Source organism: Aeromonas sp. 62-46, assembly GCF_001898585.1.
GTDB lineage: Bacteria > Pseudomonadota > Gammaproteobacteria > Enterobacterales > Aeromonadaceae > Aeromonas > Aeromonas caviae.
Genome location: NZ_MKUI01000015.1, coordinates 13,120 through 26,034 on the forward strand (window position 1 = coordinate 13,120; position 12,915 = coordinate 26,034).

Sequence of the window (12,915 nt, forward strand, 5' to 3'; positions counted from 1 at the left end):
TCGTACCAAGGAGTGCCTATGCCTTTTCTCTTCCCCCTGCTCGCCATCCTGATCTGGGCCGCCAATACCGTGGTCTCCAAGGCCGCCGCCGGCGTGCTGGATCCCGCCGCCATCTCCTTCTATCGCTGGGTGATCGCCGCCCTCGCGCTCTCCCCCTTCTGCCTGCCGCAGCTCTGGCGCCGCCGGGCCGACATCCGCCCCTGGCTCGGCAAGCTGCTGGTGCTCTCCCTGCTCGGCATGGTGCTCTACCAGTGCCTCGCCTACTACGCCGCCCACAGCACCTCGGCCACCAACATGGGGGTCATCGGCTCCCTGCTGCCCCTGATCACCCTGCTCATCGGGGCCTGCTGCTTTGGCCAGAAGCCGGGCAAGCAGGCGCTGCTCGGCATGAGCCTCTCCCTGTTCGGGGTGCTCTGGCTGCTGGGTCAGGGCAACCCCCTGGCACTGCTGCACAGCGGCATCAACCCCGGCGACGGCATGATGCTGCTGGGGGCAGCCAGCTATGCCCTCTATGGCCTCTTGATCCGCCGCTGGCAACTGCCGTTCGGCCCCTGGCTCAACCTCTACCTGCAGATCCTGCTGGCGGTGCTGCTGCTCATCCCGGTGGCCCTCTCTGCCGACTCCCTGGCCATTCCCGCCCAGGGCTGGAGCATGGTACTGTTCGCCGGCCTCGCCTCCTCCATCTTCGCCGCCTACTGCTGGATGCGCGGCCTCGCCACCCTGGGGGCGGAGCGCACTTCGGTCTTCATGAACCTGATGCCCCTGTGCACGGCCCTCATCGCCGTCATCACCCTGGGGGAGCCCATCCACGGCTATCACCTGCTGGGGGGCGGCCTCATCCTGACCGGGGTCATGCTCTCCCAGCTCAAGCCGAGGGTACGCCGTCCTCTGCCGGAAGGTGCTTGAGCCGGCCAGCACCATGAAAGAAGGGAGCCTCGGCTCCCTTCTTGCTGCCCTCGTCAGGGCACACCTGACCTTTTCGTCAGGGTGGCGTCTCCTCCTTAATCCCTGCCCCCCCGCCCCTTGTCATGGGCGGCGAAGGCGCTGCGGGCCGCACTGATGCCATTCATGCAGGCGGGCACTCCGGCATAGACGGCGACCTGGAGCAGGATCTCGATGATGGTCTCCCGGCTGACCCCCACATTGAGGGCGGCCCGGATATGGAACTCGAGCTGTCCGGGCGCCGTGCCCATTCCCATCAGGGTCGCCACCGTGAGCATCTCGCGGGTGCAGAGATCGATGCCGGGACGGGCGAGCACATCGGCAAAGGCAAACCCCAGCACCAGCTCGGCAAGCTCGGGTGACAGGGCATCCAGGCTGGCGGCGACCCGCGTGGGCGCCAGGGGATCGAGCCGGGCCAGCAGCGCGAACGCCCGTTCACGGCGATCCGTGTGCGAGCCGCTCATGCGTTCACCCCCTTCATCCCCTCGGCGGTATAGCGCTCCCCCGCCACCGGCAGGGTCCGGATGGCCTGTCCCAGGGCCCCGAGCTCCGCTGGGGAGAGGCGCACCGAGAGGGCGCCGAGGTTATCCTCAAGGTGGGTCAGGCGCCGGGTGCCGGGGATGGGCACTATCCCCTCCCACTGCGCCAGCAGCCAGGCCAGGGCTATCTGCGCCGCCGAGCATCCCTTCTGCTGCGCCAGGGCCATGACCGCCTGCACCAGGGTGCGGTTGGTGGCGAGGTTGTCCTCCTGAAACCGCGGCAGACCGGCCCGAAAATCCCCCTCCTCGAACACCGCCTCCTGCTGGTAGCGCCCGGTCAGAAACCCGCGCCCCAGGGGGGAGTAGGCCACCAGACCAATCCCCAACTCCCGGCAGGCGGGCAGCACCGCCGCCTCCACCTCCCGCGTCCAGAGGGAGTATTCGGTCTGCACCGCCGCCACCGGGTGCACGGCATGGGCGCGCCTCAGGGTGGCCTCGCTCACCTCGCACAGACCGATGCGGGCTATCTTGCCCTCCTGCACCAGCTGCGCCAGCCCGGCCATGGTCTCCTCGACGGGATGGGCCGGATCGAGGCGGTGCACATAGTAGAGATCGATCTGCTCGATGCCGAGGCGGCGCAGGGAGCCCTCGCAGCTCTGGCGCGCATAGCGGGCGCTGTTGTCGAGAGTACGCCTGTACTCCCCGTGCTGGCGCACGATGCCAAACTTGGTGGCGACCTTCACCTGCCCCCGCCGGGTCGCGAGAAAACGCCCGATCAGCGCCTCGTTGTGGTGGGGGCCGTACATGTCGGCGGTGTCGAGCAGGTCGATGCCCCGCTCCACCGCCTCCGCCAGCACTCGCAAGGACGTCTCATCGTCCCGCGGCCCGTAGAATTCGCTCATCCCCATGCAGCCCAGCCCCAGGGCAGAGACCTGCAGGTTGGCTCCCAGTGTTCGTCGTTGCATCGCATTTTCTCCCTGACAAGTTGCAGGGGAGTATGGCCTTCCGAAAATGAATGAGATATAGAGATAACTGGCAACCTATTTTCCGATTATGGAAACACTATGCACGATCCCCTGCTCTGGGACGACGCCCGCGTCTTCCTGGCCATCGCCCGCAGCGGCACCCTGAGCGGTGCCGCCCACGCCCTTCGCATGGGGGTGGCCACCGTCTCCCGGCGCCTGGACCGGCTGGAGGCGGCCCTCGGCCTGCCCCTGTTCAGCCGCCACCAGCAGGGCTATCGCCTGACCGACGACGGGGAGGCCCTGCTTGAGCGAGCCGAAGCGCTGGAACATGCGGGGCTGGCCTTTGGCGAGGCGGGACAGTTGCAGGGACAGGTGGCCGGCACAGTGCGCCTCGCCACCGCCGAAAACCTGGCCAATCCCCTCATCATCCCCTCCCTGCCGACGCTCTTTGCCCAGCACCCCGAGCTGAGGGTGGAGCTGGTCACCGGGGTGCAGACGGTGAACCTGCACCGGCGCGATGCCGATCTCGCGGTGCGCATGGTCAAGCCCGATGCCGGCCACCTCACCCTGCTGCGTCTGGGCACCCTGGGCTTTGGCCTCTACGGGACCGGCGCCTACCTGGATGCCCGCAGCCCCGGGGTGGATGCCGCCAGCTTCGATCAGGATGACTTCATCGGCTGGAACGAAACCCAGAGCCACCTGCCCGCCGCCAGATGGATGACCCGCATGCTGCGCGGCCGCCCCTGCCGGGTGGAGACCGGCACCCTGGCGGCCCAGCTCGCCGCCGCCCAGGCCGGTCTGGGGCTCGCGGTGCTGCCCCACTACCTGGCCCGCCAGACGGATCTGGTCTGCCTGCTGCCGGAGCTCGGGGTGGATCAGCCCATCTGGCTGGTGCTCCACAGCGATCTCGCCCACTCCCGGCGGGTGCGGGCCGTGGCGGATCACCTCATCGCCCTGTTCGAGCGCGCCCGTACCGCCCTGCACCCCTTCTCGGGCGACCCCAGATAGAGGGGCCGGCTCGCATCGGGGCAAAACAAAAGGGAGCTCAAAGGCTCCCTTTTATCTGCGCAGCATGGTGTGCGCGGCCTCTTCGGCGTTGTGCCCGCGGCGGGGTCACGACTCCCGGCGCCAGTGGTAGCGCCGCTCCGGGCGGCCACGCTGGCCGTAGTTGAGCTCCACGTCCAGCCGATCTTCTGACTCCAGAAACTCCAGGTAACGGCGGGCCGTAGTGCGACTCAGGGAGAGGCGCAGGGCCACGGTGTCGGTGGAGAAGGTGTTGTCCGGCTCCCCCGCCAGCAGATCCAGCACCTGGCGCAGGGTGATGGCGTCGATCCCCTTGGGGGTTTCCCGCGCCTCCCGCCCCTGGTTGCGCGCCTTGCCCATCAGGCGGTCCAGATCGCTCTGGGCCAACTCCCCCGGCTCGCACAGGCGGCGATGGAGGACCAGGATCTCCTCCAGGCTCTGCTGGATGCGAAACAGCCGCAGCGGCTTGATGACGTAATCCTGGACTCCCAGGTTGAGGGCCTGCTGTATGGTCTCCACGTCGCAGGAGGCGGTCACCATCATCACCATCACCTCCCGGTTGTGGCTGCGCAGCCGGCTCACCCACTCCAGGCCCGAGCCATCTGGCAGGGAGATGTCGACCATCAGCAAGCGGGGCTCGCTCCCCGCCATCAGGCGATCCGCCTCGGCCAGGGTGCCGGCCCGCCCCATCAGGGAGAACCCGGCCGTGGAGGAGACCAGCTCCCCCAACATGGCGCCTATCCGCTCGTCATCCTCGATAATCAGCGTGAAGATTGGCTTCATGACTTACACCAATTGGTTTTTATTCAAATAGATACCGAACAGGGTCGTCTGCTCGGCGGTGCGGCGCCATTCTATCACGCCCCCCCGCCTGGCCACCGTCTTCTTGACCAGGAAGAGGCCGACCCCGTGATCCCCGGTCTGGCGGCTGACACCGTAGTCGAACAGGTGATCCGCCAGCGCCTCGTCCACCCCCTCGCCACTGTCCTCCACCTCGATCACCAGCCGCCGCCCCAGATCATCGAGGGAGAGCAGCACCCTGGGCGCGGCGTGCTCGCGGTTCCCCCAGGCGGCGCGAATGCCGTTGTCCAGCAGGTTGCCGATGCAGGTGATGAGATCCGCCGACACCTCGGCCGGATACTCCCCGAGGGCCGACCCCGCATCCAGCACCAGCTCCACCCCCAGCTCCCGCGCCCGGCTGAACTTGCCGAGGATGAGCCCGGCCACCGGCTTGTTCTCGATGACCCGCAGCAGATCCTGCAACATGTTCTGGCAGGCTTCGTTCTCCTGCTGGATGAGGTCTACCGCCTGCTCCACGTGGCCGAGCTGGAGCAGGCCGGAGAGGCTGCTGAGCTTGTTGGCGAATTCATGGGTCTGGATGCGCAGCATCTCGCCGTACTGGCGCAGGTGGGTCACCTGCATGCCCAGGCTGCCGGTGCCGTCTGGCCGGCTGAAGATAAGCATGCGCCCCGGCTCGCGACCGCTGAGCTCCTGCCAGTGGCCGACGAAGTCATCCCCCTGCACGGTGAACCTGACCGCTCCCCCTTGCTGCAACGTGGGCACGAGGCCGGGGGCCAGCTCCGCCAGGGAGCGGCCCAGCAGGGCGTGGCGCCCGGTGCCGGGCAGTCGCAACTGATAGAAGGCGGCGCTGTTGAGCATGGTGATCCTGTGCTGGTTGTCCAGGGCCACTATCCCCTCCGAGATCCCCTCCAGCACCAGATCCTGCTGGGCGAAGCGATTGGCGATGGTCTCCGGCTCCAGATCCAGCAGGGTGCGGCGCAGCAGGTGCTGCACCCAGAGCGCCAGCAGCAGGCCGCACCCCAGCACCGCCGCGATGGCGCCGACCAGCAGGGCGATCCGCTCCTGATAGGTGCCCTCCACGGTGCGCATCAGATAACCCACCGCCACCGCACCGATGGCCTGGCCATCGGGCCCCACCACGGGAGCGAAGCAGCGGATGGCGGGACCCAGGGTGCCCACGTCCCGGGAGCAGTAGCTCTCGCGCGACTGGAGCGCAGGCCAGATGTCCTCCCCCCGGAAGGTCTGGCCCACCAGCTCGGGGGAGGGGTGGCTCAGACGCCTGGCATGTTCGTCGGTCACCACCATGTAGGCGGCGTCGGTGCGGCTGCAGATCCCCTGCACATAATCCCGCAGCCCGGGATCGCTCCCCTTCTCCAGGGCCCGGACCACCCGGCTGTCCGCCGCCAGCACCCGGGCCAGATCGCTCCCCTTCTCCTTCAGGTTGTTCTCCAGCAGGTGGCGCATGAAGAGGGCGAGCAGACAGCCCAGGATCAGGATCAGCAGCAGTGACAAGCCAAGCGAGAGGGTGACTAGCTGGTGGCGCAGTTTCATCGTTCAACCTTGCAGCGGACGGGAAAGCCCAGGGTGAGGGTGTCCCCCGGCCGGGTCAATGGCCAGCCTGGCGCACCTCAAAGGTGGCCACTCTAGCGCCTCCCCCGGCCGTTGTCGGTTAGCTGGCCCGCAAAGCCATATAAAAACTTAAACACCACGGCCCGGGCAAAAAACCTGAACGTGAGCTGTATCACACTATTTACTTAGCCTGCGAAACAAATATAATGCTTCGCAAGCTAAGTAATTGAGGTGCCCGTCATGAAAAAGGATCTGGAGATGTTGCGAGAACTCTCCCTCGCCGAGCAGCTGGGGCGATTGCACCGGCTCTGGCGCACCGTGGCCGATCTCGAGCTGGCACCTCTGGGGCTCACCCATCCCCGCTGGACCGCCCTGTGGAAACTCAGCCGCCTCGGCGGCCACCTCAGCCAGAAGACCCTGGCCGAGGCCCTGGAGATAGAGCTCCCCTCCCTGATGCGGACCCTGGGTCAGCTCGAGGAGCAGGGGCTGATCGAGCGCCACTGCTGCAGCCAGGACAAGCGGGCCCGCATCGTCACCCTGACCCCGGCGGGCAAGGCGCTGCTCGATCAGATCGAGGGCCGCATCATCGCCGTGCGCCGGGAGCTGCTCACCGGCATCAGCCAGCAGGAGCTGGCCCAGTTTGAAGACATTGTGCACCGCATCTCCGCCAACGCCCTCGGCAAGATAGCCGCACAGCATGAAGAGAGAGAATAAGATGACACCGGATCAACAATTCAAGCGCTGGATAAAGTGGGCCATCGTCTGCTTCGTCCTGGTGTTTGGCTACTTTCTGCTGGCCGACATCAAGATGCCCCTGACCCCCCAGGCCATGGCCACCCGGGTCGTCACCCGGATGGCCCCCCAGGTCAGCGGCAAGGTGGTCGAAGTCGCCGTCGCCAACAACCAGCACGTCAAGCAGGGGGATCTGCTGTTCGCCCTCGACCCGGAACCCTTCCAGCTCGCCGTGGATCAGGCCAGGCTCGCCCTGGATCAGGCCAGGCAGCAGAACCGCCAGCTGGACGCAACCCTGACCGCCTACGAGGCGGAGTACAGCTCGCTGCGCACCCAGGCCGACCAGAAACAGCGGGAAGCGGCGCGCATCGACGCCCTCTACCGCCGTCACATGGTCTCTGAACAGCAGAAAGATGACGCCGACAGCGCCGCCCGCACCGCCCGTGCCAACCTGCTCGGCAGCCAGGCCCGAGTAGAGCAGGCCCGCGTCAACCGCGGCTTGCCAGGGGAAGACAACCTGCTGCTGCGCCAGGCCCGCAACCGCCTCGCCCAGGCCGAGCTCAACCTCGCCTACAGCCGGGTTCATGCGAGCCAGGACGGCATCATCACCAACCTGCAGCTCAAGCCTGGCAGCGTGGCCAATGCGGGCTCCCCCCTGCTGGCCCTGGTCTCCGAGCAGGTGGACGTGATCGCCGATTTTCGCGAGAAGAGCCTGCGCCACGTCAGCGCCGGCAGTCAGGCCCTCGTCGCCTTCGACGGCGAGCCCGGTCGTCTCTATCCTGCCCGCGTCGCCAGTCTGGATGCCGGGGTCAGCGCCGGTCAGTTTGACGCCAACGGCCAGCTTGCGAACCCCGTCGAGTCCGATCGCTGGGTACGCGATGCCCAGCGCCTGCGCCTGCACCTGACCCTGGAGCAACTGCCCGCCCACCTGCCGGCCGGGGCCCGCGCCACGGTGCAACTGCTGCCGGACAACACCCTGACCGGGCTGCTGGCCCGCGGCCAGATCCGTCTGCTCAGCCTGCTGCACTACATCTATTGAGATGACGACCATGAACCTGTGGCACAGACCCCTCACCCCCAACGAACTGCGCCAGTGTCTGCGCATCGCCTTTGGCTGCACCCTGGGGTTTGTGCTGTGCAAGATCTTCGGCTGGAGCAACGGGGTCTTCTTCACCGTCACCCCGGTGCTGCTGCTCGGCCTGGTGCCGGTGATGAACGGTCACGCCGCCCGCCAGCTCATCGCCTCCGCCGCCATGTGCGGTCTGGAAGTGGGGCTGCTCGGCGGCCTGTTCGGCGGCCACCCGGGGCTCATGACCCCCCTGGTCTTTTTGCTCTTCCTCTACCGTTTCGCCGCCATGTCCCGGGGCAGCCTGTTCCTGTTCGGTGCCAACGGCGTGCTCAGCCTCAGCATCATGCTGCACTTTGCCAGCTACCCCGGGATTGATCTGAACGACCTCATCTTCAGCAACCTCTGGGCCAGCGTCCTGTCGGTGCTCATCGCCTATCTGATGACGGCCCTCATTCCGGACGTGGAGGAGCGCCCCAGGCCGGCCCCCTCCCCCAAGGCGCCGCACCGGATGCGACACGAAGCCCTGCTGGGGGCGTCCATCGCGACCCTCTCGTTCCTGGTGTTCCAGATCTTCGATCTGCGCGACTCCATGTCCGCCCAGGCCACCACCCTGCTGCTGCTCTTCCCCATGCACTGGAACGGCGCCCTGGACTATGCCCGCAAGCGGGCCATGGGCACCCTGCTGGGGGTGAGTTTCGGCATCCTGGGGCAGCTGGTGCTCTATGACTGGTCCGGCTTGCTGCTGCTGGTGACCCCGGTGCTCTGGCTCGGCGCCATGCTGTTCAGCTATGCCCATGTGAAGGAGGCGAGCGGCTCCGGAGTCGGCTTCGGTGCCCTCACCACCCTCGGCATCCTGTTCGGCCAGTACCTGACCCCGGGTAACGACCTGGTGTTCAGCGCCCTCTATCGGGTGAGCAGCATCCTCTTTGCCATCGTGGTCACCCTGCTCGCCTGCTACCTCATCCACCGGCTGCTCAATCGCTTCGAGGCGACACGGTTCGGCCACTGACCCTTTTCTGCAGCCATTGGACGGCTCCCTTTCGCCCCGCTTGCCTGCCGGGGCGTTTTTTTTCCTGCCCCACGGACCAGAGGGAGACGGACGCATCCCGACGCAGGGCTCCCGCCACGAGGTTGCAGTTGTGCCTCATCCTGTTAGGCTCAAGGCCATATGACACCGTTGTGAGGATCAAACATGAAACACGCCAAGCTCTTTCTACTGGGGGCGGGCGCCATCACCCTGCTCGGCGGCTGCGATCTGGGCAGCGGCAAGCTGGGAGTGACCGGCGGCGATCCCGTCACCTATCTGTGTGAACAGAACCAGAAAGTGCAGGTTCGCTACTTCTCTCTCTCGGACGAGAGCCTGAACTTCGTCAAGCTCTCCCTCCCCGATGGCAAGGATTACACCCTGCCCCAGGCGGTTTCCGCCTCCGGCGCCCGCTATACCGACGATCACGAGGTGGTCTGGTGGAACAAGGGCAAGGAGGGGTTCGTCGAGATGCGCGATGACGCCGGGGAGTGGCAGAGCCGCTACAACGACTGCAAGGAGCAGTGATCCGCGCCGTCATGGCACAGAGCCCACACGAAACACCCCGGCCTGGCCGGGGTGTTTGTCATTTCACTTCCACTTCGAATCGGGCCACAACCCGAGCCGGAATGGCTTGCTGATTCTGCTCCGATGGCCGGTAGCGCAGCTGCGCCAGCCCGGAGATGGCGATGAGATCCAGCACGCCGGGGGGCTGGGACTCCAGTACCTCTGGGCTGAACAACGTGCCATTGGAATCGATGAGGTAGCGAAGGGTCACATACCCCTTGACCGGCCTCTGCGCCGGCAGCCCCCCGACCGGGTTAAACCTGATGGCATCCCCCACCAACACCCAGTATTCGGGCAGCGTTTCCCAGGTGACATCCACCGGAGGCCGATTCAGCTTGGCGGTGGTGGCACAGCCCCCGAGCAGGGCCAGGGCGGCCCACAGCAACAACCCTTTCACACGCACTGACATTCCCTCTTCGTTGTATCGCTCGACTCCATGAGCGACGCGCCAGTGTCAGGCAAAGGGGCTCATCCGGGAAGCCCCCATCTGGCAGGCAAAAAAAAAAGCCAACCCCGGAGGGCTGGCCTTGTGATCTCTCACGGCTCAGGCGCGCTTGTCGCTTACCACCAGCCAGAGGGCATGGACCATGCCGGGCAGACCGCCCAGCAGGGTCAGCACTATGTTGATGAGGAAATGGAGGCTGAAGCCTACCTGGATAAAGGCGCAGACCGGGGGGAGAAAGATGGCCAGCAGGATCTTGAGCAGATTGTTCATCGGGATTCCTCGTGTAAACAGCGCTTGGGGTTGGCCTAACCATAAACACCCAAGGCCTCAACTGCAAACCAGACAGGGGATCCGCTCTCCTCCTCCCCGCCAGGCGTTGAGGTCGTGAACCATCTGATTGCGGCTGCCACGCCAGAGCAGACCGGGATCCGCCAGGGCCTTCTCGAACCTGCCATCCACCAGCACGTCCAGCAAGGCCACCAGTTCCCGCTGGGCCGGGCTGAGATCGGCCAGCAGATAGCCGGTCCAGCACCAGATGTCCTTGCCGGGGCACTCGGTTCGCACCCGCTTCACCAGCGCCAGCACATGCGGCACGTTGGCGGGGTGGAGCGGATCGCCGCCGGAGAGCGACAGTCCGCGCCGCTTGATGCGGCTGTCGTTGAGATCGTGAATGATGCGATCGCTCATCGCCTCATCGAACGGCTTGCCCCCATCGAGCCGCCAGGTGCTCTGGTTGTAGCAACCGGGGCACTGGTGCTCGCAACCCGACACGAACAGGGTGGCGCGGGTGCCGGGGCCGTTGATCACATCGACCGGGTAGTACTGGTGGTAGTGCATTCGAGTTCTCTGGGTTAACGGCCAACCCCCTCCCAACCTCCCCCTTCGAAAGGGGGAGGAGCTTCTTTGCCCCCTCCCCTGCCAAGGGGAGGGCTGGGGTGGGGTCTGCTCGCTTACATATGCTTGACGCGGCGCTTCACCTCTTCCTGCTTGCCCGCGTTGAAGGGGCGCGCATCCGGGCTGCCGAGATAGCCGCACACCCGGCGGGTCACCGACACCTTGGCCGGGTCGTGGTTGCCGCAACGCGGGCAGGTGAAGCCCTTGGAGGTGCACTCGAACTCGCCGGTGAAGCCGCAGTCGTAACACTCGTCGATGGGAGTGTTGGTGCCGTAATAGGGCACCTTGTCATAGCTGTAGTCCCAGACATTCTCCAGCGCCTCCAGGTTGTGCTGGATGTTGGGGTACTCGCCGTAGCAGATGAAGCCGCCGCTGGCGATGGGCGGATAGGGCGCCTCGAAGTCCAGCTTGTCGTAGGGGTTCACCTGCTTCTCCACGTCCAGGTGGAAACTGTTGGTGTAGTAGCCCTTGTCGGTCACCCCGGCCACCACGCCAAACTCCTTGGCATCGATGCGGCAGAAACGGGTGCAGAGGTTCTCGCTCGGGGTGGAGTAGAGGCTGAAGCCGTAGCCGGTCTCCTCCTTCCACTCGTCGGTGGCAGCCTTGAGCCGCGCGATGATGGCGATGGCCTTCTGGCGCAGGGTCTCGCTGTCGAACAGGTGGACGTCGGTGCCATAGAGGGCGTTGATGGTCTCGTGTACCCCGATGTAACCCAGCGAAATGGAGGCGCGGCCATGTTTGAAGATCTCGCTGATGTTGTCATCGGCCTTGAGGCGCACCCCGCAGGCCCCCTCCATGTAGAGGATGGGGGCGACCCGGGCCTTGACCCCATCCAGGCGCTCGATGCGGTACATGAGCGCTGTCTTGGCCACCCGCAGGGCGGCGTCCAGCTTGTCCCAGAAGTCCGCTTCATCGCGGGATTTCAGGGCAATGCGCGGCAGGTTGAGGCTCACGACCCCCAAGTTGTTGCGCCCCTCGTGGACCAGCTCGCCATTCTCCTCGTAAGCACCGAGGAAGGAGCGGCACCCCATGGGGGTCTTGAAGGAGCCGGTCACCTTGACCACCTGGTCGTGGTTGAGGATGTCCGGGTACATCCGCTTGGAGGCGCACTCCAGCGCCAGCTGCTTGATGTCGTAGTTGGGATCCCCCTGCTTGTGGTTCAGGCCATCCTTGATGGCGAACACCAGTTTCGGGAAGACGGCGGTCTTCCTGTTCTTGCCAAGGCCGGCGATGCGGTTGCCAAGGATGGCGCGCTGGATGAGGCGCGATTCCCAGCTGTCCCCCAGGCCAAAGCCGAAGGTGACGAACGGCGTCTGACCGTTGGCGGTGTGCAGGGTATTGACCTCGTATTCGAGGGACTGGAAGGCGTCGTGGCACTCCTTCTCGGTGCGGGCCATGGCATAGGCATCCACGTCCCTGATCCCCCACTCCTCGGCCACCTCCCGGTGCTTGTGCCAGCTGATGGTCACATAGGGTGCCAGCACCTCGTCGATGCGGTTGATGGTGGTGCCGCCATAGATATGGCTCGCCACCTGGGCGATGATCTGGGCGGTCACCGCGGTGGCGGTGCTGATGGATTTGGGAGTGTCTATCTCCGCGTTGCCCATCTTGAAGCCGTGGGTCAGCATCCCCTGCAGATCGATCAGCATGCAGTTGAACATGGGGAAGAAGGGGGAGTAGTCGAGATCGTGGAAGTGCAGGTCGCCGCTCTCGTGGGCCTGCACCACGTCACGGGGCAGCATGTGACTGATGGCGTAATGCTTGGCGACAATGCCCGCCAGCAGGTCACGCTGGGTCGGGATCACCTTGGAGTCCTTGTTGGCGTTCTCGTTGAGCAGGGCCGCGTTGGTCTGCTCCACCAGGCCGCGGATCTCCTGGGCCAGGCGACCCCGGGCCTCTCGGGCCTGATCCCGGTCGTGACGGTATTCGATGTAGGCACGGGCGATGGCCTTGTCGTCGGAGGCCATCAGGTGGTTCTCGACCCGGTTCTGGATCTCGTGGATGTCTACCTCCCCTCGTCCCTCCAGCTCCTGGCTGACAGCGGCGGCAATGCGCTCTGCCAGCGCCGGACTGGCCTGATTGACCGCGGCCGCCGCCCGGCTGACCGCATCGCGGATCAGTTGGCCATTGAATGGTGCACGACATCCATCGCGTTTGATCACTACCGGTTTCATCGATTTTCCCCGTATTGAAAGACCTGGTGGCCACCCTCGGCTCACCCTCGTTGAGTCCCCTTCTCCACGCCCGTCCCCGGCGCAAACAAGGTCAGCCAAGGCTTGAAACACCTGGGCTGACACTGAGAGGGCGACCACTTATGCACAGCTTTATGACACTATATATGGGTGTTTTTTTTATGCTTACCCCTATATGTGGGGTCTATTAGGCACCAAAGCGGTACCCTGTTT

General features: G+C 65.5%; 14 protein-coding genes. 6 read left to right on the plus strand and 8 right to left on the minus strand.

Features of this window, described 5'->3' with window-relative positions; translation table 11 throughout:
* Positions 1–18: 18 nt before the first annotated feature.
* Positions 19–906, plus strand: coding sequence for a DMT family transporter (locus BGO64_RS04700; protein WP_139700615.1), 888 nt, complete (start codon positions 19–21; stop codon positions 904–906).
* A gap of 95 nt (positions 907–1,001) precedes the next feature.
* Here the strand turns inward: BGO64_RS04700 and BGO64_RS04705 are convergent, their stop codons facing one another.
* Together BGO64_RS04705 and BGO64_RS04710 are read right to left on the minus strand one after the other, a co-directional pair.
* Entirely contained in the window at positions 1,002–1,406 is a 405-nt protein-coding gene (locus BGO64_RS04705) for a carboxymuconolactone decarboxylase family protein (RefSeq protein WP_010673464.1), read from the minus strand.
* The gene (locus BGO64_RS04710) at positions 1,403–2,386 is read right to left on the minus strand and encodes an aldo/keto reductase (RefSeq protein ID WP_104451729.1); all 984 of its coding nucleotides are present in this window, start codon (positions 2,384–2,386) and stop codon (positions 1,403–1,405) included. The genes BGO64_RS04705 and BGO64_RS04710 overlap by 4 nt, the downstream gene beginning before the upstream one ends.
* 99 nt (positions 2,387–2,485) lie before the next feature.
* Here BGO64_RS04710 and BGO64_RS04715 point away from each other — a divergent pair, with 99 nt between their 5' ends.
* A complete protein-coding gene (locus BGO64_RS04715) occupies positions 2,486–3,394 on the plus strand; it encodes a LysR family transcriptional regulator (RefSeq protein ID WP_214002723.1) in 909 nt (302 codons plus the stop codon).
* A gap of 105 nt (positions 3,395–3,499) precedes the next feature.
* Here BGO64_RS04715 and BGO64_RS04720 read toward each other — a convergent pair whose 3' ends face one another.
* Together BGO64_RS04720 and BGO64_RS04725 are read right to left on the minus strand one after the other, a co-directional pair.
* Positions 3,500–4,192: a response regulator gene (locus BGO64_RS04720; RefSeq protein WP_039039279.1), complete on the minus strand. Its 693-nt coding sequence runs from the start codon at positions 4,190–4,192 to the stop codon at positions 3,500–3,502.
* Between the two features lie 3 nt (positions 4,193–4,195).
* Positions 4,196–5,761, minus strand: a complete 1,566-nt coding sequence (locus BGO64_RS04725) for an ATP-binding protein (protein WP_202041340.1) — start codon at positions 5,759–5,761, stop codon at positions 4,196–4,198.
* Positions 5,762–6,019: 258 nt separating this feature from the next.
* Here BGO64_RS04725 and slyA point away from each other — a divergent pair, with 258 nt between their 5' ends.
* The 4 genes from slyA (at position 6,020) to BGO64_RS04745 (ending at position 9,132) form a co-directional block, all read left to right on the plus strand.
* The gene (gene slyA, locus BGO64_RS04730) at positions 6,020–6,493 is read left to right on the plus strand and encodes a transcriptional regulator SlyA (RefSeq protein ID WP_010673459.1); all 474 of its coding nucleotides are present in this window, start codon (positions 6,020–6,022) and stop codon (positions 6,491–6,493) included.
* 1 nt (position 6,494) lies between these two features.
* On the plus strand, positions 6,495–7,550 hold the full coding sequence (locus tag BGO64_RS04735; protein WP_010673458.1) for an HlyD family secretion protein: 1,056 nt from the start codon (positions 6,495–6,497) through the stop codon (positions 7,548–7,550).
* Positions 7,551–7,560: 10 nt separating this feature from the next.
* Entirely contained in the window at positions 7,561–8,589 is a 1,029-nt protein-coding gene (locus tag BGO64_RS04740) for a DUF2955 domain-containing protein (RefSeq protein ID WP_010673457.1), read from the plus strand.
* Between the two features lie 183 nt (positions 8,590–8,772).
* A complete protein-coding gene (locus tag BGO64_RS04745; RefSeq protein WP_010673456.1) occupies positions 8,773–9,132 on the plus strand; it encodes an MliC family protein in 360 nt (119 codons plus the stop codon).
* A 58-nt stretch (positions 9,133–9,190) separates the two neighbouring features.
* Here BGO64_RS04745 and BGO64_RS04750 read toward each other — a convergent pair whose 3' ends face one another.
* The 4 genes from BGO64_RS04750 to nrdD form a co-directional block, all read right to left on the minus strand.
* On the minus strand, positions 9,191–9,580 hold the full coding sequence (locus BGO64_RS04750; RefSeq protein ID WP_286700260.1) for an energy transducer TonB: 390 nt from the start codon (positions 9,578–9,580) through the stop codon (positions 9,191–9,193).
* A 135-nt stretch (positions 9,581–9,715) separates the two neighbouring features.
* Positions 9,716–9,886: a YqaE/Pmp3 family membrane protein gene (locus tag BGO64_RS04755; RefSeq protein ID WP_010673454.1), complete on the minus strand. Its 171-nt coding sequence runs from the start codon at positions 9,884–9,886 to the stop codon at positions 9,716–9,718.
* A 57-nt stretch (positions 9,887–9,943) separates the two neighbouring features.
* Entirely contained in the window at positions 9,944–10,453 is a 510-nt protein-coding gene (gene nrdG, locus BGO64_RS04760; RefSeq protein WP_286700261.1) for an anaerobic ribonucleoside-triphosphate reductase-activating protein, read from the minus strand.
* A 113-nt stretch (positions 10,454–10,566) separates the two neighbouring features.
* A complete protein-coding gene (gene nrdD / locus BGO64_RS04765) occupies positions 10,567–12,684 on the minus strand; it encodes an anaerobic ribonucleoside-triphosphate reductase (protein ID WP_286700262.1) in 2,118 nt (705 codons plus the stop codon).
* Positions 12,685–12,915 lie beyond the last annotated feature (231 nt).

Bases quoted from the DNA above. Each gene is read 5' to 3' on its own strand.
- BGO64_RS04725 (WP_202041340.1), bottom strand. From the start codon at position 5,761: ATGAAACTGCGCCACCAGCTAGTCACCCTCTCGCTTGGCTTGTCACTG.
- BGO64_RS04740 (WP_010673457.1), top strand. From the start codon at position 7,561: ATGAACCTGTGGCACAGACCCCTCACCCCCAACGAACTGCGCCAGTGT.
- BGO64_RS04720 (WP_039039279.1), bottom strand. From the start codon at position 4,192: ATGAAGCCAATCTTCACGCTGATTATCGAGGATGACGAGCGGATAGGC.
- BGO64_RS04745 (WP_010673456.1), top strand. From the start codon at position 8,773: ATGAAACACGCCAAGCTCTTTCTACTGGGGGCGGGCGCCATCACCCTG.
- BGO64_RS04750 (WP_286700260.1), bottom strand. From the start codon at position 9,580: ATGTCAGTGCGTGTGAAAGGGTTGTTGCTGTGGGCCGCCCTGGCCCTG.
- BGO64_RS04735 (WP_010673458.1), top strand. From the start codon at position 6,495: ATGACACCGGATCAACAATTCAAGCGCTGGATAAAGTGGGCCATCGTC.
- BGO64_RS04755 (WP_010673454.1), bottom strand. From the start codon at position 9,886: ATGAACAATCTGCTCAAGATCCTGCTGGCCATCTTTCTCCCCCCGGTC.
- nrdD (WP_286700262.1), bottom strand. From the start codon at position 12,684: ATGAAACCGGTAGTGATCAAACGCGATGGATGTCGTGCACCATTCAAT.
- nrdG (WP_286700261.1), bottom strand. From the start codon at position 10,453: ATGCACTACCACCAGTACTACCCGGTCGATGTGATCAACGGCCCCGGC.
- BGO64_RS04710 (WP_104451729.1), bottom strand. From the start codon at position 2,386: ATGCAACGACGAACACTGGGAGCCAACCTGCAGGTCTCTGCCCTGGGG.
- BGO64_RS04700 (WP_139700615.1), top strand. From the start codon at position 19: ATGCCTTTTCTCTTCCCCCTGCTCGCCATCCTGATCTGGGCCGCCAAT.
- slyA (WP_010673459.1), top strand. From the start codon at position 6,020: ATGAAAAAGGATCTGGAGATGTTGCGAGAACTCTCCCTCGCCGAGCAG.
- BGO64_RS04705 (WP_010673464.1), bottom strand. From the start codon at position 1,406: ATGAGCGGCTCGCACACGGATCGCCGTGAACGGGCGTTCGCGCTGCTG.
- BGO64_RS04715 (WP_214002723.1), top strand. From the start codon at position 2,486: ATGCACGATCCCCTGCTCTGGGACGACGCCCGCGTCTTCCTGGCCATC.